The sequence below is a fragment of the Pseudonocardia hydrocarbonoxydans genome, from assembly GCF_006539565.1.
Taxonomy (GTDB): domain Bacteria; phylum Actinomycetota; class Actinomycetes; order Mycobacteriales; family Pseudonocardiaceae; genus Pseudonocardia; species Pseudonocardia hydrocarbonoxydans.
Window position 1 is genome coordinate 44,031 of sequence record NZ_BJNG01000015.1, and the last position, 21,215, is coordinate 65,245.

15 protein-coding genes and 1 pseudogene are annotated in these 21,215 nt (G+C 77.9%); 10 read left to right on the forward strand and 6 right to left on the reverse strand.

Features of this window, described 5'->3' with window-relative positions; genetic code table 11:
• The first annotated feature begins 25 nt into the window (after positions 1-25).
• From PHY01_RS08555 to PHY01_RS08575, 5 genes are all read left to right on the forward strand, one after another.
• Entirely contained in the window at positions 26-1,216 is a 1,191-nt protein-coding gene (locus tag PHY01_RS08555; RefSeq protein ID WP_141278014.1) for a methyltransferase domain-containing protein, read from the forward strand.
• Between the two features lie 33 nt (positions 1,217-1,249).
• A complete protein-coding gene (locus PHY01_RS08560) occupies positions 1,250-4,351 on the forward strand; it encodes an ATP-binding protein (RefSeq protein ID WP_141278015.1) in 3,102 nt (1,033 codons plus the stop codon).
• 38 nt (positions 4,352-4,389) lie between these two features.
• Positions 4,390-5,436 carry a class I SAM-dependent methyltransferase gene (locus PHY01_RS08565; RefSeq protein ID WP_141278016.1) on the forward strand — a complete coding sequence of 349 codons (1,047 nt, stop codon included), beginning with the start codon at positions 4,390-4,392 and terminating at the stop codon, positions 5,434-5,436.
• Positions 5,433-6,257: an alpha/beta fold hydrolase gene (locus tag PHY01_RS08570; RefSeq protein ID WP_141278017.1), complete on the forward strand. Its 825-nt coding sequence runs from the start codon at positions 5,433-5,435 to the stop codon at positions 6,255-6,257. Before PHY01_RS08565 ends, PHY01_RS08570 begins: the two co-directional genes overlap by 4 nt.
• A 74-nt stretch (positions 6,258-6,331) precedes the next feature.
• Entirely contained in the window at positions 6,332-8,380 is a 2,049-nt protein-coding gene (locus tag PHY01_RS08575) for an alpha/beta hydrolase (protein WP_141278018.1), read from the forward strand.
• Positions 8,381-8,417: 37 nt separating this feature from the next.
• On the opposite strand, the gene PHY01_RS08580 is transcribed toward PHY01_RS08575, so the two are convergent.
• The 3 genes from PHY01_RS08580 to PHY01_RS26335 are packed head-to-tail and all read right to left on the reverse strand — an operon-like array spanning position 8,418 to position 11,710.
• A complete protein-coding gene (locus PHY01_RS08580; protein ID WP_141278019.1) occupies positions 8,418-8,852 on the reverse strand; it encodes a nitroreductase family deazaflavin-dependent oxidoreductase in 435 nt (144 codons plus the stop codon).
• Between the two features lie 12 nt (positions 8,853-8,864).
• Positions 8,865-11,015 carry a RecQ family ATP-dependent DNA helicase gene (locus PHY01_RS08585; RefSeq protein ID WP_141278020.1) on the reverse strand — a complete coding sequence of 717 codons (2,151 nt, stop codon included), beginning with the start codon at positions 11,013-11,015 and terminating at the stop codon, positions 8,865-8,867.
• 53 nt (positions 11,016-11,068) lie between these two features.
• Entirely contained in the window at positions 11,069-11,710 is a 642-nt protein-coding gene (locus PHY01_RS26335) for a hypothetical protein (protein WP_170183714.1), read from the reverse strand.
• Between the two features lie 65 nt (positions 11,711-11,775).
• Between PHY01_RS26335 and PHY01_RS08595 the strand changes: the two genes are divergently transcribed.
• From PHY01_RS08595 to PHY01_RS26340, 4 genes are all read left to right on the forward strand, one after another.
• Complete coding sequence (locus PHY01_RS08595) at positions 11,776-14,559, forward strand: ATP-binding protein (RefSeq protein WP_170183715.1); 2,784 nt, start codon at positions 11,776-11,778, stop codon at positions 14,557-14,559.
• Between the two features lie 41 nt (positions 14,560-14,600).
• The gene (locus tag PHY01_RS08600; RefSeq protein WP_141278023.1) at positions 14,601-16,145 is read left to right on the forward strand and encodes a PEP-utilizing enzyme; all 1,545 of its coding nucleotides are present in this window, start codon (positions 14,601-14,603) and stop codon (positions 16,143-16,145) included.
• Positions 16,146-16,190: 45 nt separating this feature from the next.
• The gene (locus PHY01_RS08605; RefSeq protein ID WP_141278024.1) at positions 16,191-17,075 is read left to right on the forward strand and encodes an AAA family ATPase; all 885 of its coding nucleotides are present in this window, start codon (positions 16,191-16,193) and stop codon (positions 17,073-17,075) included.
• Between the two features lie 67 nt (positions 17,076-17,142).
• On the forward strand, positions 17,143-17,304 hold the full coding sequence (locus PHY01_RS26340; RefSeq protein WP_170183716.1) for a hypothetical protein: 162 nt from the start codon (positions 17,143-17,145) through the stop codon (positions 17,302-17,304).
• 200 nt (positions 17,305-17,504) lie between these two features.
• Here the strand turns inward: PHY01_RS26340 and PHY01_RS08610 are convergent, their stop codons facing one another.
• The 3 genes and pseudogenes from PHY01_RS08610 to PHY01_RS08620 form a co-directional block, all read right to left on the reverse strand.
• Positions 17,505-18,971 carry a DUF4153 domain-containing protein gene (locus tag PHY01_RS08610; protein ID WP_141278025.1) on the reverse strand — a complete coding sequence of 489 codons (1,467 nt, stop codon included), beginning with the start codon at positions 18,969-18,971 and terminating at the stop codon, positions 17,505-17,507.
• Positions 18,968-20,008, reverse strand: a complete 1,041-nt coding sequence (locus PHY01_RS08615; protein ID WP_141278238.1) for a sensor histidine kinase — start codon at positions 20,006-20,008, stop codon at positions 18,968-18,970. Before PHY01_RS08615 ends, PHY01_RS08610 begins: the two co-directional genes overlap by 4 nt.
• Positions 20,008-20,684 (reverse strand): annotated as a pseudogene (locus PHY01_RS08620) (response regulator transcription factor). The gene PHY01_RS08615 and the pseudogene PHY01_RS08620 overlap by 1 nt, the downstream one beginning before the upstream one ends.
• 142 nt (positions 20,685-20,826) lie before the next feature.
• Between PHY01_RS08620 and PHY01_RS08625 the strand changes: the two are divergent.
• Positions 20,827-21,189: an SPW repeat domain-containing protein gene (locus tag PHY01_RS08625; RefSeq protein ID WP_174824095.1), complete on the forward strand. Its 363-nt coding sequence runs from the start codon at positions 20,827-20,829 to the stop codon at positions 21,187-21,189.
• Positions 21,190-21,215 lie beyond the last annotated feature (26 nt).

Sequence of the window (21,215 nt, forward strand, 5' to 3'; positions counted from 1 at the left end):
TGGGGACCCGGCCACACTCGGCGCGGTGTCCGTCGCCGACCGTGCCCGTGCCGGGCTGGTCGACGCGCTGGTGGCGTCGGGGCGGATCCGGTCGGCGGCGGTCGAGCAGGCGTTCCGCGACGTGCCGCGGCACCTGTTCCTGCCCGGGCGCACGGTCGAGGCGGCCTACGCCGACGGGGCGGTCGCGGTGCAGCACGTGGAGGGTGTGGCCACCAGCTCGGCGTCGCAGCCGTCGATGGTGGCGATCATGCTGGAGCAGCTGGACCTGCAGCCCGGGGCACGGGTGCTGGAGATCGGGGCCGGCACCGGCTGGAACGCCGGGTTGATGGCGCGGCTCGTGGGGCCGTCCGGGGCGGTGGTCTCGGTCGACATCGACGAGGGCCTCGTCGGGACGGCGAGGGAGCACCTGGCCGCGGCGGGGGTGGCGGGGGTCGAGCTCGTCACCGGCGACGGCGCCCTCGGCCATCCCGCGGGGGCCCCCTACGACCGGATCGTGCTCACCGTCGGCAGCGCGGACGTCCGGCCGGAGTGGGTGGCGCAGCTCGCGCCCGGCGGGCGGCTGCTCCTCCCGCTGGGCCTGCGCGGGAGCCAGGTGTCGGTCGCCCTCGACCTGGGCCCGGACGGTGTGCTGCGCAGCCGCTCGGTGCGCAGCTGCGGGTTCATCCGGATGCGCGGGGCCGCGGCCGTGCCGGGCGGGGCCGGCGTCGACCTGCCGGGCGGGCGCCGGCTGGAGCTTCCTCCCGGGGCCGCCCCGGTCGACGCGGCGGCGGTCGCGGCGGCCCTGGACGAGCCCGGCCCGCCGGTCGTCTCCCCGGTGGAGCTGGGCACCGTCGACCTCTGGGACGGGTTCGGCCTCTGGCTCGCGCTGTCCGAGCCGGGGACGGCGCGGCTGGTGGGCGGCGCGTCGGAGGTGCACCTCGCCCTCGTCGACCCGGCCGGGCTCGCGACCGCCGCCCCGTGCCGCGGCCCGACCTCCGTCGTCCCGCACGGGCCCGGGGGCCAGGCCGTGGCCGGGCGCCTGTGCGCCGCGCTCGCCGCCTGGGCGGACGCCGGGCGGCCGGACGCGCCGTGCTGGCACCTGACCGTGCACCCCGGCGCGCCGCCGCCCGGCCCCGACCCGCGGGTGGTGGCCCTGCCGAACGCCTGGGTGGCCTGCGACCCCGGGCCGCCGGTCGACCCCGCGGCGACGATCCCGGCCGGGCCCGTCCGGACCTGACGTCCCCGCCCGGACCGCGGCTAACCTGCCGGGATGGACGGCCTCACCGTCCGGCTGGTCGGCTCCCTCGGGGTGGAGCGACCCGGCCCGACCCCGCTGCCGGGGATCGCCGGGCGCAAGGCGCGGCGGCTCCTGGCGGTCCTCGCCGTGCAGCGGGGACGGCCGGTCGCGGCCACGGAGCTGGTCGGGCTGCTCTGGGACGGCGACCCGCCGCGCAACCCGGTGCAGGACGTCGCCACGTTGGTGAGCAGGCTGCGCGCCACGCTGGGCGCGGGGGCCGTGCTCGGCGGCCGTGACGGCTACCGGCTCGCCCCCGCGGTCCGGGTCGATCTCGACGAGGCGGCCGAGCTCGTCGACCGCTGCCGCCGCGATGCCGTCACCGACCCCGCCGCGGCCGCCCGGGCGGGCCGGCGGGCCATCGACGTCCTCGACCGGGGGACGGTGCTCGCCGGGGAGCCCGACGTCGCGTGGGTGCGTGACGCCCGCGCCGCCGCCGACGCCCTGCTGCGCGACGCCCGCCACGCCACCTCGGCCGCGGCGACCGGTGCCGGCGACCCGGTGACCGCGCGGGAGGCGGCCGCCGCCGCGCTGCGGGCCGATCCGCTCGACGAGCAGGCCTGCCGCGGGCTGATGCAGGCCCTCCGCGCGGCGGGCGACCGGGCCGCGGCCCTGCGCGCCTTCGACGCCCTGCGCCGCGCGCTCGCCGCGGAGCTCGGCGTCGACCCCGCGCCGGCCACCCGCGAGCTGCACGCCGCCGTGCTCGCCGAGGACCGCGGTCCCGCGCCGCCCACCGAGCTCACCGGGCGGGCCGTCGAGCTGTCGGCCCTGCGCGGCGCCTGGTCGCGGGCGGCGGGCGGGAGCGGCGGGCTGGTGCTCGTCGCGGGGGAGGGCGGGATCGGCAAGACCCGGCTCGCCGCCGAGCTGGCCGAGGGCTGCGCGGCGGGCGGCGCGCGGGTGCTGCGGGCCCGCTGCTACACCGGCGAGCGGTCGCTGTTCCTGCAGCCGGTCGTCGACGCGCTGGCCGGGGTGCCCGGCCCCGACCTGCGCGAGCTGGCGGGACGCCGGGCCGGGGCACTGGCCGGGCTGCTCGCCGGGCTCGACGACGTGCCCGAGGACCGCCACGACGACCCCGCGGAACAGCGTCGCCGGGTCTGCGACGGCCTGGCCCGGGTGCTGTGCGGGCTGGCCGGGCGGGCGCCGGTGCTGCTGCTGCTCGACGACGTGCACAACGCCGGGCTCGCGACCGTCGAGCTGCTGCACGTGCTCGCCCGGCGTGCGGCGGCGGCCCGGTTGCTGGTGGTGGCGGTGCTGCGCGCGGAGGAGGGACGGGCCGCGCTGGACGCGCTCGCCGACGTCGCCACGCGCGTCGACCTCGGCCCGCTCGACGACGACGCCGTCGCCCGGCTGGCCGACCGGGCCGGGCACGGCGGGCGGGCCGCGGAGATCGCGGCGCGCACCCGCGGCCACACGCTGTTCGTGGTGGAGACGCTGCGCGCACTGGACACCGCGAGCGGCGACACCGGGGAGCGGGGGGTGCCCGAGTCGCTGCAGGAGGTGGTGCTCGCGCGGCTGCGCCGGGCCGGGCCGGAGTGCGAGGAGGTGCTGCGGGCCGGGGCGGTGCTGGGCGCGACCGTCGACCCGGAGCGCGTCGCGGCCCTGCTCGACCTGGCCCCGCTGGAGGCCGCGCGCCGCTGCCAGGACGCCGCCGACGCGCGGTTGCTGGTGGCGGCGGACCGCACCTGGGAGTTCGTCAACGACCTGGTGCAGGAGGTGCTCTACGCCACCACGCCCGGCCCGCTGCGGACGTTGCACCACCGTCGCGCCGCCGACCTGCTGACCGGTGCCCCCGAGGCGGTCGCGATGCACGCCCGCGCGGCCGGCGACCTGCCCCGCGCGGCGCGGGCCTTCCTCGCGGCGGGGGAGCGGGCGGTGCGCGCCCACGCCACCGCCGACGCCGAGACGCTGCTGGGACACGCCCTCGACGCGGCCGACCGGGCGGCGGACCGGGAGCTCCTCGCCCGGGCACACCTCGCGCGCGGCCGGGCGCGGGAGGCGCTGGCGCGCTACCGCGACGCCATGGACGACTTCGCCGCGGCGGCCCGGACCGCCCGCCTGGCCGGGGACCGCCGCCTGGAGATGCGGGCCCTGCGCGACCTCGGCGGGCACGCCGCCGGGGCGAGCGGCTCCGCGGTGGCCGAGTGCGCCCGGCGGGTCCGGGCCGGGCTCGTCATCGCCGAGTCGCTGGGCGCCCGCGAGGACGAGGCCGACCTGCTGGGCTGGCTGACCGTGCTCGCGAGCAGCAGGCTGCGGTTCGCCGACGCCGTCGTGCTGGGGGAGCGGGCGGTCCGCGCCGGCCGCGCCGCCCGATCGGACCGGGCACTGGCCGCGGGGCTCGACGGGCTCAAGAACGCCCACGCCTACCTGGGCGACGTCGGCCCCCTGCGCCGGGTGCTCGACGAGCTGGAACCCCTGCTGCGCCGCCTCGACGACACCCACCTGCTGGCCTGGACGGTGTTCGAGTCGGCGTTCCCGGCGCTGGCCGCGGCCGACTGGACGGCCGCCGGTCGGCGCATCGACGACGCCGTGGCGGTCGCGACCGAGGGCGGGTACGTGCTGTACGAGGCGTGGTTCGTCGCGCACCGGGGCTGGATGGCGCGGCTGCGCGGCGACGCGGACGGGGCCGTCGCACTGGGGCGGCGGGCCGTGGCCCTCACCGAGGGGCGCGAGCACGCCTGGTTCGTCCCGGCGGTGGCGGCGATGCTCGGCACGACGCTGCTCGAGTGCGGTGACCGCGACGGCGCCGTCGCCGTGCTCGGGCCCGCGGCGGAGCGGGCGGCCGGCAGCGGTGCGGAGGCCTACCGGCTGCGCCCGCTCGCCGCACTGGCGCAGGCCACCGGGTCGGCCGCGCACCTGCGCGAGGCCGCCACCCTGCTCGCCGGGATCACCGCGCCTCCCGGGGCGGCGTGGATGCTGGGTGCCGGTGCAGGTCGTCGCGGGCCGGGTCGACGCCGCCGCGGCCGCCCGGCTCGGCGATCCCGCCGCGCCGGCCGCCGCGGCCGAGGTCACCCGGCTCGCCGGGCGGCACTCCGTTGCGGTCGCACCGCAATGACCGCGCAACGGCGCGCGACACCCTGACCGCCGCCGGGATCCCCCGGCCGGACGGGAGGCGCGTGATGGACGACGGCAGGCTGATGGAGTTCCTCGGGAGGTTCGTGGGGGACCTGGGCGCGGCGATGGCCGCGGGGAACGTGGTGGTCGGGCAGCGCCTGGGCCTGTACGCGGGGCTGGCGCAGGGCGCGGCGACGCCGGAGGAGCTGGCCGCGCGCACCGGCTGCGACGCCCGCTACCTCACCGAGTGGCTGCGCGGGCAGGCCGCGGGCGGCTACGTCGAGTACGACGCCGGGTCGGGCCGGTTCTCGCTGACCGAGGAGCAGGCGTTCTGCCTGGCCGACGCCGCCGGGATGCACCTGCCCGCCGCCTTCCAGCTGGTGCTGGGTTCGCTGGCGGCCGAGCCGCGGATCACCGAGGCGTTCCGGACGGGCGCGGGCGTCGGCTGGGCCACCCAGGACCGCGACGTCCACCTGGGCTGCGAGGCGTTCTTCCGGCCCGGCTACGCGGCCAACCTGGTGTCGACCTGGATCCCCGCGCTCGACGGCGTGGAGCGGCGACTGACCGACGGCGCGCGCGTCGCCGACGTCGGCTGCGGGCTGGGCGCCTCCTCGGTGATCATGGCGCAGGCCTACCCGCGGACCCGCATCAGCGGCTCGGACTACCACGACGGCTCCATCGACCTGGCCCGCAAGCGCGCCGCCGACGCCGGCGTGGCCGACCGGGCCACCTTCGAGGTCGCCTCGGCGCAGACCTTCGGCGGCGACGGCTACGACCTCGTCACGAGCTTCGACTGCCTGCACGACATGGGCGACCCGCTCGGCGCCGCCCGCCACGTCCGCGACGCGCTCGCCCCGGACGGCACCTGGCTGGTGGTGGAACCGCTGGCCGGGGACCGGCCCGAGGACAACATGAACCCCGTCGGGCGGATGTACTACAGCTTCTCCACGTTCCTGTGCGTGCCCAACGGGCTGTCCCAGCCCGGCGGCTACGCCCTCGGCGCGCAGGCCGGCGAGGCCGCGATCCGGCAGGTCATGACCGACGCCGGGTTCACCCGGTTCCGCCGGGCCGCGGAGACCCCGTTCAACGCGGTGTACGAGGTGCGGCCGTGAGCGCCACCCGGGTCGAGGTCGACGGCGGGCGGCTCGCCGTCGACGACGAGGGCGCGGGCGAGGCGGTGCTGTTCGTCGCGGGCGGGTTGATCGTCGACTCCTTCGTGCCCCTGTGCGCGCAGCCCGACGTCGCCCGGGGGCGGCGGCTGCTGCGCCCGCACCGCCGCGGCTACGGGCGGACAGCGCTGCCCGGTCCCGTGTCGATCACCCGGGACGCGGCCGACTGCCTCGCGGTCCTCGACGGCCTGGGGATCGACCGGGCGCACCTGGTCGGCTGGTCGCACGGCGGCGCCGTCGCGCTGCAGGTGGCGGTGGACCGGCCGGGCGCGGTCGCGTCGCTGACGCTGCTCGAACCCGCCCTGTTCGTCGTGCCCGCGGCCGCGGAGCTCGCCGCCGCGCTGGCACCGGTGGCGCAGATGTGGGCGGACGGGGACCGGGCCGGCGCGCTCGACGCGTTCCACCTCCCGCTGTGGGGCCCGGACTGGCGGGCGCGGCTGGAGGCGGCGATCCCGGGCGGGGTGGCGCAGCTGGAGCGTGACGCCGCGACGCTGTTCCACTCCGACGTCCCGGCCCTGGGGGCCTGGGCGGCGGCGATGCCGGACGTCGGGTCGATCACGGCGCCGGTGCTGGAGGTCACCGGCGGCGCGGGCGGGGTGCTGATGGAGCAGATCCGCGACCAGGTCCGGGCCTGGCTGCCGCAGACCGAGAGCGTCACGATCCCCGGTGCGGACCACTCGTTCCCGGTCACCCGGGCCGCCGACCTGGCCGGGCCGCTCGCCGGGTTCCTCGACCGGCACTCGATCGCCCGGCAGCCGGCCTGAGCCGGGTACGGCCGTCCGGTCGTCGCCGTCGCGGGTCGCGGTGCGGCACGCTCGGGCGACGGAGGGGGAGGGCCATGCGCGCACGGGAACCGGACGCCGTCGGCGTCGTCGAGCGGGGCGGCGTCCGGGTGCCCTACGAGGTGTTCGGTGACGGGGAGCCGACGATCGCGCTGCTCCCGTCGTGGCCGATCGTGCACGCCCGGCAGTGGAAGATGCAGGTGCCGACGCTGGCGCGCCACCACCGGGTCGTCGTCGTGGAGGGCCGCGGCAACGGCGGGGCCGACCGCCCGCTGGACCCGGCGTCGTACCGCGACGCCGAGCAGGTCCTCGACGTCCTCGACGCCCTGGACGCGCTCGGCGTGGACCGCGCCGTCCTCGTCGGGACCTCGGCGGGCGGGCGGCGGGCGGTGCAGACCGCGGCGTGGCATCCCGAGCGCGTGCTGGGGGTGGTGGCGATCGCCCCGGCGCTGCCGGTCGACCACCGGTCGATCGGGCACGGCCTGTGGGACCCCGCGTGGTGGTACCGCGACTACGCCGGGTTCACCGAGGCGTTCATGGCGGCGATGCTCCCCGAGGAGCACTCGCTCAAGGCCCGCGAGGACTGCGTCGCCCGGGCCCGGGAGACCGGGCCCGAGGTCCTCGCCGCGACCGGGCCCGCGATGGCCGAGGTCGACGCCGCCGCCGCGGAGGCGACGGTCCGTGCGGTGCGCTGCCCGGTGCTGGTCGTGCAGGGCGACCGCGACCTCATCGTGAGGCCCGAGACCGGAGCGACGCTGGCCACCTGGAGCGGCGGGGCTCTGGTGGAGCTGGCGGGCAGCGGGCACGTGCCCGGGGTGCGCGACCCGGTGCGGGTCAACGGGCTGATCCGCGGGTTCGCCGCCCGGTTCGCCCCGCCCGCGCCGCGGCGCTGGTCACGCCCGCTGCACCGGCGCAGGCGGGCGCTGCTGGTGTGCTCGCCGATCGGCCTGGGGCACGTGCGGCGTGACCTCGCGATCGCCGGTGCGCTGCGCGAGCGGCACCCCGACCTGCAGATCGACTGGCTCACCCAGGACCCGGTCACCCGGGTGCTCGCCGCCCGCGGCGAGCGGGTGCACCCGGCGTCGCGCTGGCTCGCCAGCGAGTCGGCGCACGTCGAGCAGCAGGCGGGGGAGCACGACCTGCACGCGTTCCGGGCGGTGCGCGACATGGACGAGATCCTGGCCGCGAACTTCGGGGTCTTCCAGGACGTCGTCACCGACGACCCCTACGACCTGTGGATCGCCGACGAGGGCTGGGACGTCGACCACTTCCTGTTCGACAACCCCGAGCTCAAGAGCGCCCCCTACGCGTGGCTGACCGACTTCGTCGGCTGGCTCCCGATGCCCGAGGGCGGCGCGGCCGAGGAGGTGCTGACCGCGGACTGGAACACCGAGCACGTGACGCGGATGCGCCGGTGGCCCCGGCTGCGCGACCGGTCGGTGTTCGTCGGCGACCCGGACGACCTCGTCGACGTGGCGCTGGGCCCGGACCTGCCGACGGTCCGGGAGTGGGGGTGCGAGCGGCACGTGTTCGCGGGCTACGTCACCGGGCCCGAGCCCCCGGTCGACCGGGAGCAGGCGCGCGCCGACCTCGGCTTCCGCGACGGCGAGCGGGTGTGCGTGGTCGCGGTGGGCGGCTCCGCGGTGGGGCGCCCGCTGCTCGCCCGGGTCGCCGCCGCGTTCCCGGCCGCCGCCCGCTCCGTACCGGGACTGCGGATGGTGCTGGTCACCGGGCCGCGGATCGACCCGGCCTCGGTGCCGGTGCCGCGCGGGGTCGAGGTGCTCGGCTACGTCCCGGACCTGCCCCGGATGCTCGCGGCCTGCGACGTCGCCGTCGTGCAGGGCGGCCTGACGACCACGATGGAGCTCGTCGCGGCCCGCGTCCCGTTCGTGTACGTGCCGCTGCGCCGGCACTTCGAGCAACAGGTGCACGTACCCGCGCGGCTCGCCCGCCACGGTGCGGGACGGCGGCTGGACTGGGCCGACGCCGACCCCGACCGGATCGCCGCGCTGATCGCCGAGGAGGTGGCCCGGCCGGTGGGCTACCGGCCGGTCGACACCGGCGGGGCGGCGCGGGCGGCGGACCTGCTCGCCGACCTGCTGTGACCCGGGCTGCCGTGACCCGGGCTGCTGTGACCCGGGCTCATGGCGAGACGGGCTCCAGCACCACCAGCGGGATCTCCCGGTCGGTGCGCTTCTGGTAGCCCGCGTAGTTGGTGTACTTCTCCGCGATCTGCGGCCACATCCGGGCCCGCTCCTGTGCGGTGACGATCCGGGCCGTCATCGGGGTGCGCGGGCCGCCCTGGATCGAGACCTGCACCCGCGGCTCGTCGCGGAGGTTGAGGAACCAGGCCGGATGCCGGTCGTCGCCGCCGCGGGAGGCGACGATGACCGGGTGCCCGTGCTCCTCCAGCGGGGCGGTGAGCAGCACCGTGCGTGGCTCGCCGCTGCGCCGCCCGGTCGTCGTGAGCTCCAGGACGGGCATGCCCATGGCGTCGTACCCGACGCGGCCGCCGGTGACCTTCAGCAGGGCACGGTGGGCGGTGTTCATGGCCTTGAGCACGAAGTCGGCGGGCATGGGTTGATCCTCTCAGCCGGTCTGGGCCAGCGCGAACGGCAGGACCGACCCCGCCCCGGCGCGGCGCAGCAGGCGGGCCGCGACCGTCATCGTCCAGCCGGAGTCGATCACGTCGTCGACGAGCAGCACCGGGCCGTCCGGCAGCGCGAACGCGGGCTCCTCGAACGCCTGCCACACCGCGGCCAGCCGCTGTGCGGAGTTGGCGTGGGCGGCCGGGCGCTCCCCGGCCGGGACGAGCGTGCCCAGCAGCGGGATGCGGCCGATGTCGGAGATCCGCCGGGCCAGGTGGTCGAGCTGGTTCGGCCGCGTGCGGGACCCGATCCCGACCACGCCGACGGGCCGCTCCGCCCACCCCCACCCGGCCAGCACACGCACGGCGGCGTCGAGGACGTCCTTGGGCACCGGCAGGTCGGTGCTGCTGACCGGCTCGCCGGTCTCCGGGTCGAGATCGGGGCCGAACTCGTCGTCGGGGACCGCGTCGGGGTCGAGCAGCGCCCGCAGCCGGGTGCCCCAGCCGATGTCGGACAGCCGCCCGATCACCCGCCCGGACTCGGCCAGCTCGCCCGCCGGGATCTTGCCGGACGCCGCGACGCCGAGCTCGCCCATGCCCGAGGGCCACTGCTTGCGCGGCGCCACCTCGACGCCCGGGCGCGCGATCCGCTCGGCCGCCGCCTCCGCGGCCCCGGCGTCGACCTCGGCGCTCCAGGCGGTGCCCGCGCAGACGTCGCAGCGCCCGCACGGCTGTGCACCCGCGTCGTCGAGCTGCTCGCGCAGGAACACCAGCCGGCACCGGTCGGTGTCGAGGTAGCCGAGCATGGCCTGCTGCTCGGCCTTGCGGGCCTCGGCGATCCGTCGGTGGCGCTCGCCGTCGTAGACCCAGTCCTGCCCGGTGGCCACCCACCCGCCCTTGACCCGCTTCGCGGCGCCGTCGGAGTCGAGCACCTTGAGCAGCATCTCCAGGCGGGTGCGCGACAGGTCGACACGCGTCTCGATCGCCGCGGTGGACAGCGGCTCCGGGCCGAGCACCCCCAGCGTCTGGCGCACCACCGGCTCGGGCGGGAACGCCAGGGAGGCGAAGTAGCGCCAGATGTCCTGGTCCTCGTGGCCGGGCAGCAGCACCACCTCGGCGCGCTCGACGGCGCGGCCCGCGCGGCCGATCTGCTGGTAGTAGGCCACCGGCGAGGCCGGCGCGCCCAGGTGCACGACGAACCCGAGGTCGGGCTTGTCGAAGCCCATCCCCAGCGCGGAGGTGGCGACCAGCGCCTTGACGCGGTTGGCCAGCAGGTCGCCCTCCGCGGCGAGACGCTCCTCGGGCGGGGTCTTGCCGGTGTAGGACGCCACCGGGTGCCCGCGCTCGCGCAGGAACTCCGCGACCTCCTCGGCCGCCTGGACCGTGAGGGTGTAGACGATCCCCGCCCCCGGCAGCTCGTCGAGCCGCGCGGCCAGCCAGCCCAGCCGGTCGGCCGCCGTGCGCAGCTTCACCACCGACAGGCGCAGGCTCTCCCGGTCGAGCGAGCCGCGCAGCACCAGCGGTTCCCCCGCGGAGAGCCCCAGCTGCTCGGTGACGTCGACGACGACGCGGTCGTTGGCGGTGGCGGTGGTGGCGAGCACCGGGATGCCGTCGGGCAGCTCGGCGATCAGGGCCCGCAGGCGGCGGTAGTCGGGCCGGAAGTCGTGGCCCCAGTCGGACACGCAGTGCGCCTCGTCGACGACCAGCATCCCGGCGCTCGCGGTGAGCCGGGGGAGCACCCGGTCGCGGAAGTCGGGGTTGTTGAGCCGCTCCGGGCTGACCAGCAGCACGTCGACCTCGCCAGCGGCCACCGCGTCGTAGGTGCGTTCCCAGTCGGCGGTGTTGGCCGAGTTGACGGTGGCCGCGCGGATCCCGGCGCGCGCGGCGGCGTCGATCTGGTTGCGCATCAGCGCGAGCAGCGGCGAGACGATGACGGTGGCCCCGGCCCCCGCCTCGCGCAGCAGCGCGGTGGCCACGAAGTACACCGCCGACTTGCCCCACCCGGTGCGCTGCACGACCAGTGCCCGGCGGCGCTGCGCCACCAGCGCGTGGATCGCCGTCCACTGGTCCTCGCGCAGCCGGGAACCGGGACCCGCCAGGGTCTCCAGGATCTCCTCGGCCCGGGTGCGGAGATCGGTCTCGGTGGTGGTCATGGCCCCATGGTGGAGCAGACCCCCGACAGTCCGGTGACCGCACCCGCGCCCGGTCAGCCCCGCCGGGCCAGCAGCACCCCGGACACCGCCAGCCACAGCCCGATCAGCACGCTGCCGGAGAACAGGACCGCGAAGGCCTCGATGCCGGTGGCCACCAGCAGCGGGGCCGCCAGCCCGAAGGCGAGCCCGCCGACGACCGCGAGCCCGGCGACGGCCCGGCCGCCGCCCAGCGCGCGGGTGCCCGCGGCGAGCACCGCCAGCGCCGCCAGCGACAGCCCCAGCAGCAGGTTGGAGAACAGCGACATCCGCTGGTGCAGCTCCAGCAGTGGGGTCGGGCCGCCGTGGGCGGCGGCGTGCGCCTCCCCGCCGGCGAGCAGGTGCGGCACCATCTCCACGACGCCGAGCGCCGCCGCCCCGCACACGGCCAGCGCGGCGACCCGCACCGCGGGGGGCCACGCCGCGCCGCGGCCGCGGACCACCGCGTACAGCGCGGGGGCCAGCACCACCAACCCGGCCAGCAGGACGAGGTGGGCGGGGGTCCAGACGGGGTCGGCCAGCTGGGCGACCGGGTCGCCCTTCGGGTGCAGCAGGCCGCCGACGGCGAACAGGGCGCCGGCGACGGCGACGGCGACGGGCGCTCCCGCGCTGGTCGCGGGAGCGGGGCGGACGGTGGTCTCGGGGTTCTCGATGCTCATGGCGACGAGCGTCGCGGACCGCGATCAGTGCCCCATCGGAAGAATTGCGTAACTACGCTGACCCCGTGATCGCCAGCGACCCGGCCGGGCTCGTCGGCCGGGTACGCGAGTTCGACCGGCTCATCGCGCTGCTCGACGACTCCGTCGCCCACCGGACCGGGGCCGCGGTCACCGTCGTCGGGGAGCCGGGCATCGGCAAGTCCGCCCTGGTCGGGGCCGTGGTCGGGCACGCGCGGGCGTCCGGATGGGCGGTGCTGCACGGCCGCGGTCACGACCTGGAGGGCCTGCTGGCCTTCGGTCCGCTCGCCGCGGCGCTGGGCGGGTACCTGCACCGGCTGCCCCGGGCCCGCCGGGCGACCTACACCGACGGCCTGGGCTCGCTGGCCTCGGTGATCGAGGGGCTGGCCGTCGAGGGCGCGGACCCGGGGCGGACGGCCGACCGGTCGCGGGTCTTCCAGGCCGTCGCGCTGCTGCTCGGGCGGATCGCCGCCGACGCGCCGGTGCTGCTCGTCGTCGACGACCTGCAGTGGGCCGACCCCGCGACGGTCGACGTCCTGCGCTACCTCGGCGACGACCTCGAGGCGCTCGGCGTGGTGCTGCTGGTGGCCCTGCGCACCGCCACCTCCCGGCCCGACGTGCGGGGGCTGGTGTCCGCGCTGGCCCGGCTGCCCCGGCACGAGGCGGTGACGCTGCGCCGGCTCGACGCGACGGGCGTCGCCGCGCTCGCGGCCGGCGTGCTCGGCTCGCCTCCGGGCCCGGCGCTGGTCGGGCTGCTGGAACGGCGCTCGGCGGGCACCCCGCTGGTGGTGCGGGCGCTGCTGCAGGACCTGCGGGCCCGCGACGCCCTGCGCGCGGGGCCGGGCGGGTGGACGAGTGCGGAGCCCGACCCCGACACCCCCGCCCACCTGCTGGAGCTGTTCGGGGCGGGCCTCGACCGGCTCGCGGAGGACCGCAGGCGGGTGCTGGAGCTGGTCTGCCTGGGCGGCGAACCGGTGCCGCACGCCCGGCTCGTCGAGCTGGCCGGTGACGCCGACGGCCTCCCCGCCGCCGTCGACGACCTGCGCGCCGCGGGCCTGCTCGTCGAGGACGTCGAGCACGGGCGTGTGCGGTACGCCCCGGCGCACCCGCTGGTCGCCGACGCGGCGCTGGCCCGGCTCGGCGAGGCGGCCAGGGCGGCCCTGCACGCCCGGTACGTGGCGGTGCTGGAGTCCGCACCCCGGGTTCCACCCGACGTGCTCGCCCGCCACCACCTCGGCGCGCGCGACGTCGTGGGGCCCGATCGCGCGCGGCCGGTGCTGGCCGCCGCGGGCTCGGCCGCGCTGCGGCGGGCCGCGCCGGACACCGCGCTGCGCTGGCTCACCGCCGCGGCCGACATGGCGGGCGACGATCCCGCGGTGCACGGGCCGCTGCTGTTCGACATCGGCGTCGCCCGCCAGCAGTGCGGGGACACCACGGGGGCGGTACGGGCGCTGCGGGAGGCCACGGACCGGCTCGCCGCGGCCGGGCAGCCGCGCGCCGCCGCGACGGCGTCGGTGGTGGCCGCCCGGCTGGCCTGGCTGCGCGACGACCTCACCGGTGCGCGCCGGTCCAGCGCGCTGACCCTGGAGCTGGCCGCGGGCGCCGATCCGGCGACGCGGGCCGCCACCGCACAGGCGCACGCCCTGCAGCTGGTCTGCCTGGGCGACGAGCCGGCCGCGGCGCTGGCCGTGCTCGACGGCGTCGACGTCGCGGCCGTCCCGGACCCCGGCACCCGGGAGCGGCTGGCCGGCTACGGACGCTACGTGCGGATGGTGGCGGGATCGGGGGCCGCGGCCGACGCGCTCGCGGCGCTGCACCCGGCCACGTCCCGGTGCGCCGACGAGCGCCTGGAGCAGACCTGCAGCAACGCCCGGCTGGAGCTGGCGGTGCTGCTCGGCCGCTGGTCCGACCTGGACGCCGAGCTGGTCACCGCGCAGCGGCTCGGCGAGGGCGGCTCGGGCCCGCTGCGGTCGTGGCGGACGCCGCTGGCGCTGTTCCACCGCCGGTTCGCCACCGGCGACTGGGCCGGTGCCGACGACGTGGTCACCGAGCTGGCGGCGTCCCCGCGCGGGGCGCAGTGGGCCGCGGAGGTGCACGCCCTGCGCGCGTGGATGGCGCTGCACCGCGGCGAGGTGACCGGCCCGCAGGGCCTGGCGGACCGCCGCGGCCCCGACGGCGAGCCGCTCGTGCCGCAGGGCCCCGACCGCGACCTGCGCCGGGTGCTGCGCGCGCTGGCCGGTGCCCCCGGCCCGGTACCCCGCGGCTACCTGGTCATGTTCGAGTGGTGGCGGCTGCTGGCGCTGGTGCGGGCCGCCGCGGGCCGCCGCGAGCTGCTCGCCGCGGCCGACGACCTCGACCGGCTCGGCGGCCCCGGCACCGCGCCCGCGGCGCTGGCCGCGCGGGCCAGGGCGTCCGCCGCGACCCGCCCCGGCGAGGCGGCGCGGCACGCCGCGCTGGCCGCGTCGACCTTCGACGCGCTCGGCATGCCCGTCGACGCGGCCACCGTGCGCGTCGAGGCGGCCGAGCGCGGCGCCGGGCGCGACGGGCTCGCCGCGGACCTCGCGCTGCTCGACCGGCTCGGTGCGGCGCCGCTGGCCGAGCGGGCCCGGCGGCTGCTGGGCCGCCCGGCCGCCGCCCCCGCGGGCCCGGTGCTGACCCCCCGCGAGCGCGAGGTCGCCGAGCTGGTGACCGACGGGCTGTCCAACGCCGCCATCGCCGAGCGGCTCGTCGTCAGCGTGCGGACGGTGACCAGCCACCTCGACCACGTCTACACCAAGCTGGGGATCGGGTCGCGCACGGAGCTGGCCCGCGAGATGCGGTCTACGCATTAGTGCCGATGCCGCCCCCGCCGCCGCGCCGCCACGCTGCCCCCATGCCGAACACCGTCGAGCTCACCGTCCCGCCGGGCCACTGGGCCCGCGACACCGACCACCAGACCGGACCGATGGTGCCCCTGTGGGCGTCGGTCTGGTGCGAGTCCTACACCCGCGGCTTCGCCGAGGCGTTCGCCCGCTGGGGCTACCTGGGCGACGGGCTGGTCGCCGTCCCGATCGGCGGCTGGTGCTACGTGGGGTTCCGGCCGCTGGCCGACCCCGGGCTGGTGCCGGTCCGGATCGCCAGGGCGGCGCAGGCCGCGGCGGACGACGAGCACCTGCACGCGGCCCGCGACTGGGCGGAGGTCACCGGGCCCGGGTTCGAGCGCCAGCTGCGGCGCCTGGCCACCGGGGCCGGGCCGGGCCGCCTGGAGGGGGCGGTCCGGCTCGTGCGCGAGGTGGTGCGCGCCCGGTTCGCGACCACGTGCGGGGTCCAGGAGCTGGTGGTGGAGTGGGTCCTGCAGGCCGGGGAACGCCTCGGCTGGAGCCCGGAGCGGGCGCTGGCACTGGCCGCCGGGCCCCCGCGCGTCGTCGCCGAGCTGCGGGGGGTCCTGCAGGCGGTGCAGGCCTGCCCGGCGCTGGCCGCCCGGCTCGACCGGGGCGAGAGTCCCGCGCTCGACGAGCTGCGCGCCGACCCGGGCGTCGCGGCGGCGCTGGCCGCGCACCTGGACCGGCGCGGCGACACGCTGCTGCAGGTCGACCTGGCCGGGCCCACGCTGGCCGAGCGGCCCGAGCACCTGGCCGGTGCGGTGGCCGCCGCCTGGTCGCCGTACCGGCGCCCCCCGGCGGACCGGTCCGCCGAGGAGGCGCTCCTCGACGCCGACCTGCGTGCGGCGCTGGAGCGGGCGCGCATCGCCCACCCGCAGCGCGACGACGGCGGCGACCTGCTCACCCGCTGCCTGGGCCTGCTGCGCCGGGCCGCGCTGGAGGCCGGCGCGCAGCTGGGCCTGCCCGCGCCGTCGGACGCGCTGCTGCTCACCGCCGAGGAGCTGGTGCAGGCGCAGCGCCGCGGCCGCGTCGACCCGGAGCCGGTCGAGCTCCGGCGCGCCGCCCACGGGCACGCCGGCGCGCACCCGCCGCCCGCGACCGTCGGCGACCCGCCCGGTCCCCGGCCGGACCCCTCGGGGCTGCCCGCCCCGGCCGCGCGTGCGATGCAGCGTCTCGGCGCGTCCGTCGCCCTGATGTCGGGCCCGCCCGTGCCCGGCGTGCCCGCGCCCGACGGGCCCGACCTGGTCGCCGGGGTGCCGGCCTCGGCGGGCCGGTACGCCGGGGTCGTGCGGGTGGCCCGCACCGTCGAGGAGGCGCACGCGCTCGAACCCGGAGAGGTGCTGGTCTGCCCGGTCACCGCCCCCGCGTGGAACCTGGCGATGGGCCGGGCGGGTGCGCTGGTCTGCGACGTCGGCGGCCAGCTCTCGCACGCCGCGATCACCGCCCGTGAGCTGGGCGTACCCGCGGTCGTGGGGTGCCGCACCGCGACGGCGGAACTGCGCACGGGCGACCGGGTCGTCGTCGACGGGGCGGCGGGCTCGGTGCGCCGCGCCTGAGATCCCGACGGCCGCCCTCGGCGGTTCGCCGGTCGGCAGGGCAGGATGAGCCGTGTGAGTGCCACCCAGTCGCCGCTGTTCGGCTCCGTCTCCGACGTCGCCGAGCGCCTCGCCGGCGTGGGGTACCTCGCCTCCACCGCCGTCGCCACCACCGTCTACCTGGCCGACCGGCTCGGCAAGCCCCTGCTCGTCGAGGGGCCGGCCGGCGTCGGGAAGACCGAGCTGGCCAAGGCCGTCGCCCAGGCCACGGGCTCGGGCCTGGTGCGGCTGCAGTGCTACGAGGGCATCGACGAGGCCCGCGCGCTCTACGAGTGGAACCACGCCAAGCAGCTCCTGCGCATCACCGCGGGCCAGGGGACGGAGTCCTGGGACGAGACGCGCGACGACGTGTTCTCCGAGGAGTTCCTGCTGCCCCGCCCGCTGCTCACCGCGATCCGGCGCAGCGACCCCACCGTGCTGCTCATCGACGAGATGGACAAGGCCGACGTCGAGGTCGAGGGCCTGCTGCTCGAGGTGCTCAGCGACTTCCAGGTCACCGTCCCGGAGATGGGCACGATCAGCGCCACCCGCCGCCCGTTCGTGCTGCTGACCTCGAACTCCACCCGCGAGCTGTCCGAGGCGCTCAAGCGCCGCTGCCTGTTCCTGCACCTGGACTTCCCCGACGCCGACCTGGAGCGCCGCATCGTCGCCTCCCGGGTGCCGGAGCTGACCGAGGCACTGGTCGACGCACTGGTCCGCACGGTCCGGGTGCTGCGGACCCTGGAGCTGCGCAAGAGCCCGTCCGTCGCCGAGACCATCGACTGGGGCCGCACCCTGCTCGCGCTCGGTCTGGACACCCTCGACGACGACGCCGTGCGCGCCACCCTCGGCGTCGTGCTCAAGCACCAGTCCGACACCGTGAAGGCCGCCGCCGAGCTGCGGCTCAACTAGGAGAAATGCACGTTCGCGCCGGTCCGGGTACGTCGGGCGGGCCGCCCGCCGCGGGCACGCTCGTCGCATGGAGATTCTGCTGCTGACGGTGGGTGTGGCCCTGATCGCGCTGCTGGCGCTGGTCGTGACGGTCGTCGACATCGCGGGGGCGGCCCGCCGGCGCGAGATCGCCGCGGACCGTCGGGTGATGTGGGAGCGGGCCCAGCAGGCCGTCGCCGGGAGCCGGTGACGGCTCCTGCCGCTGCGCCTGCACCTGCACCTCCACGCGCGCGGCGACCGCCGCCGGGTGCCACAGCTCGTCGAACGGGCCCATGAGCGAGTAGCCGCCCGCGGCCCCCCGCCGCCGGACGCGGCGGGCGAGCGCGGCCAGCCCGGCGACGGGCGCGGCGACCGCGAGCACGGCCAGCGCCGCGAGGACGACGTCGGTGCTCAGTACCCGCACCCCCTCGACGAGGGCGTGACGTCCGCGAGCAGGCCCCGCGCCACCGCCCGGCTCACGTTCGCCTCGCGCCACCCGCCCTGCTGCGCCCGCGCCGCGATCGGCTCCAGCGCGCAGGAGCGGTACGGCTCGGGCAGCCGGGCCAGCGCGGGCACGGCGTCGGCGGAGAGGTCCGCGAGGTAGGCGGTGTCGATGCGGCCGGTGGCCTCGAAGCGCGCCACGTTCTGGCCGGCGACGAACCGCTCCGGGTCGAGCGCGGCCAGCGCGAGCAGGGCGAGCGCGCCGGACACGGCCATCGCCCGCAGCGGCCGCCGCGGCCGCCGGAGCAGCACCGAGCCGAGCACCAGCACGAACCCCAGGCCCAGCCACAGCTCGCAGACCAGCACCAGCAGCCGCAGCACGGTGAACCCGTAGGCCTCCTGGTAGAGCCACAGCCGGCTCAGCGCCGACGCCACGATCACCAGGGTCAGCCCGGCCAGCGCGGAGAGCAGCCCGCGCCGCCCAGCCCCGGCCGGGGCGAGGCGGGCCCCCGCCACGATGACGCCCAGCGCGAGCACGGTGACCGCGAGCAGCTGCCAGAAGCCGCTGCGCGCGTACTCGGCGTAGGTGAGGCCGGTGGTGGCGAGCACGTGGTCGTCCGAGCCGAACAGCGTGCGGAACTGCACCGCGACGAACGCCGCGAACAGCGCCACCAGGAGCCCGACCGGCAGCGCCCACTCCACGGGCCGCAGCCGCGACGGCGGCACCGGGCGCGGCGCCGGCGCCTCCGGCGGGGCGGCGAGCAGGAAGCAGGCGCCGACGGTGCCCGCGGCGCCGAGCGCGAACAGCCACACCGCACGCCCGAACCCGCCGCCGTCCCAGGCCGGCACCAGCCCGTCGACGAGCCCGGCGAACGCGGCGTCGGCCGAGGTCAGCAGCGCCCCGAACACCGCGACCAGCCCGAGCCCCACCACCGCCGCCACCGCCAGCCGCAGGGTCCCCCGCGTCCGCACCCCGACCAGGCCGCGCGCGACCCACGGCAGGCCGCGGAGTGCGGCCACCGGGAGCGCGAGCGCCCCCGTGACGATCCCCCGGAACGACCGGCCCGCGACGGCCAGCGAGCCCGCCGCGCACGCCCCCAGCAGGCACAGCGTCACCAGCCACTCGGCGTCGCGCAGCGCGGCCACCGCGGCGAGCGCGACGGCGAGGGTGCCCCACGCGGCGTCGACCGGGTGCGGGACGCGGCGCTGCACGGCGAGGGTGACGGCGGCCAGCAGCAGCGCCACCAGCGGCCAGCCGAGGCCGGGCGGGCCCTGCGGGACGGCGACCGCGGCCCCCGCCCCGGCGACGGCGGCCGCGGCGAGCACCGTCCGCGACGCCGGTGGGGGAGGGCCCGGCCAGTGCGCGGGGAACAGCGGGGGCGGCGGCGGGACGAGCGGGGCGGCGGATCGCTTCCGCAGGTCGACCGGCGCGTTCACGAGCCCTCCCCGACCGCGCGCGGGGCCGCGGCGACGGCGTGCGGGCCGGGCAGCGTCACCCGGATGCGGCAGCCGGGCGCGGGGCCCGACGCGGGGGGCCCGACCACCGCGATCGTGCCGCCGTGCAGGTCGACGGCCCAGCGGGCGATGGCCAGCCCCAGCCCCGTCCCGCGCCCGACGGCCCGCTCGCCGCGGGTGAAGCGGCCGAACACCCGCTCCCGGTCCTCGGGAGCGATCCCCGGGCCCTCGTCGCGCACCTCGATCACGATGTCTCCTCCGTCGCGTCGTCCGCTGACGTGCACCTCGCTGCCGGGTGGCCCGTGCCGCGCGGCGTTGTCGAGCAGGTTGACCAGCACCTGATGCAGCCGTCCCGGGTCGGCGTGTACGAGGGTCCTCCCGCGGACGTCCGTGCGGAAGGCGATCCCGCGACCGGCCAGCGCCGCGGTCACCTCGGCCTCGGCGACCGCGCCGGCCAGCAGCGGGGCCAGCTCGGTGTCGCGGGCCTGGAGGACGTACGTGCCGGCGTCGATCCGGGACAGGTCCAGCAGCTCGGTGACCAGCCGGCCCAGCCGCCGGGTCTGGGTCAGGGCGGTGTCCAGGGCCGCGGGCTCCGCGACCCCGTCGACGGCGTTCTCCAGCACGGCCTGCAGCGCCGCGATCGGCGTGCGCAGCTCGTGGGAGACGTTGGCGATCAGCTCGCGGCGCCGCCGGTCGGCGGCCTCGAGGTCGGTGGCCATCCGGTTGAACGCCGCGGCCAGCTCCCCGACCTCGTCGCGGGAGGTGGCGCGGACGCGGCGGGTGTAGTCGCCCGAGGCCATCGCGCGCGCCGCCTCGATCATCTCCCGGACCGGGCGCGTCATCCCGTTGCCCAGGACCTGCGCGGTGAGCAGCACGAGCGCGACCGTCACCAGCGTCGAGGAGACCGGGGGCTGCCAGCGGAACTCGAACCACAGGTAGGTCAGCCCCACGCCGCCGGAGGCCAGCAGCAGGATGCTGATCTTCAGCTTGATCGACCGGACCCGGTCGAGCGGACGCATCACGACGTCACCTCGCAGGCGTAGCCGACGCCGTGGACGGTGCGGATGAGGTCGGCACCCAGCTTGCGGCGCAGGGCCTTGACGTGGGAGTCGACGGTCCGCGCGCCCGTGCCGTCCGACCAGCCCCACACGCTCGCCAGCAGCGCCTCGCGGGTCACCACGGTGCGCGGCCGCCCGGCCAGGTGGACGAGGACGTCGAACTCGAGCGGGTGAGGTGGGCGGGCGTCCCGGCGCGGGAGACGCGGCGCTGCGCGGTGTCGATCTCCAGGTCGCCCAGCACGATGCGGGTCTCCGCGCGCTCCTGCGCCCGGTCGACCCGGCGCAGCAGGGCGTGCACCCTGGCGGCCAGCTCCCGGATGGAGAACGGCTTGGTCAGGTAGTCGTCGGCGCCGACGGCCAGTCCCACCAGCAGGTCGGTCTCGGCGTCGCGCGCGGTGAGCATCAGGACCGGGATCGGGCGGCGCCGGAACGAGGGGTGGGCGTGGATCCGGCGGCACACCTCCAGCCCGTCGAACCCGGGCAGCATGACGTCGAGGACGACCAGGTCCGGCTCCACCGCCTCCACCGCGGCCATCGCCGACGGCCCGTCGTGCGCCACCTCGACCGCGTACCCCTCCGACCGCAGCCGGGCGGCGACCGACGCGGCGATCGTCGGCTCGTCGTCGACGACCAGCACCCTGCGTCCACCCATGGCGGGAAACGTAGCGACGATCCGTGGAGGGGTCCCGGAGCCGATGTGGAGATCCCGTGGAGACGTGTTGACCGGGCGGCCAGTCAGGCGTAGAACGGAGGCATCCTCACGAGGGAAGGTGATCGCGATGACCCCGAGGTCATGGCAGCGGTGGCAGGACTGGGCGGCGCTGGTGATCGGCGTGCTCACGGCGCTGACGCCGATCGTGGTGGCGACGAGCACCGCCGCGCTGTGGACGCTGGTCGTGTTCGGCGTGCTGGTCGCCGCCGCGGCGCTGTGGTCGCTGGCGCAACCGGGCTCGGCCGTCAGCGAGTACGTGCACGTGGTGCTGGGCGTGCTGCTGTTCATCTCGCCCTGGGTGTTCGCCTACACGGCGTTCACCGGTGCGGCGTGGACGTCCTGGGTGGCCGGCGTGCTGGTCGTCGGCGCGGGGCTCGCCGCCCTGCCCGCCGCCAACGCGGAGCACCGCGGGCTGGCCGGGCAGCACTGATCCCGATCCCGGTACGGCCGTGGCGG

Bases quoted from the DNA above. Each gene is read 5' to 3' on its own strand.
- PHY01_RS08560 (WP_141278015.1), top strand. From the start codon at position 1,250: ATGGACGGCCTCACCGTCCGGCTGGTCGGCTCCCTCGGGGTGGAGCGA.
- PHY01_RS08565 (WP_141278016.1), top strand. From the start codon at position 4,390: ATGGACGACGGCAGGCTGATGGAGTTCCTCGGGAGGTTCGTGGGGGAC.
- PHY01_RS08575 (WP_141278018.1), top strand. From the start codon at position 6,332: ATGCGCGCACGGGAACCGGACGCCGTCGGCGTCGTCGAGCGGGGCGGC.
- PHY01_RS08580 (WP_141278019.1), bottom strand. From the start codon at position 8,852: ATGCCCGCCGACTTCGTGCTCAAGGCCATGAACACCGCCCACCGTGCC.
- PHY01_RS08585 (WP_141278020.1), bottom strand. From the start codon at position 11,015: ATGACCACCACCGAGACCGATCTCCGCACCCGGGCCGAGGAGATCCTG.
- PHY01_RS26335 (WP_170183714.1), bottom strand. From the start codon at position 11,710: ATGAGCATCGAGAACCCCGAGACCACCGTCCGCCCCGCTCCCGCGACC.
- PHY01_RS08600 (WP_141278023.1), top strand. From the start codon at position 14,601: ATGCCGAACACCGTCGAGCTCACCGTCCCGCCGGGCCACTGGGCCCGC.
- PHY01_RS08605 (WP_141278024.1), top strand. From the start codon at position 16,191: ATGAGCCGTGTGAGTGCCACCCAGTCGCCGCTGTTCGGCTCCGTCTCC.
- PHY01_RS26340 (WP_170183716.1), top strand. From the start codon at position 17,143: ATGGAGATTCTGCTGCTGACGGTGGGTGTGGCCCTGATCGCGCTGCTG.
- PHY01_RS08615 (WP_141278238.1), bottom strand. From the start codon at position 20,008: ATGCGTCCGCTCGACCGGGTCCGGTCGATCAAGCTGAAGATCAGCATC.
- PHY01_RS08625 (WP_174824095.1), top strand. From the start codon at position 20,827: ATGACCCCGAGGTCATGGCAGCGGTGGCAGGACTGGGCGGCGCTGGTG.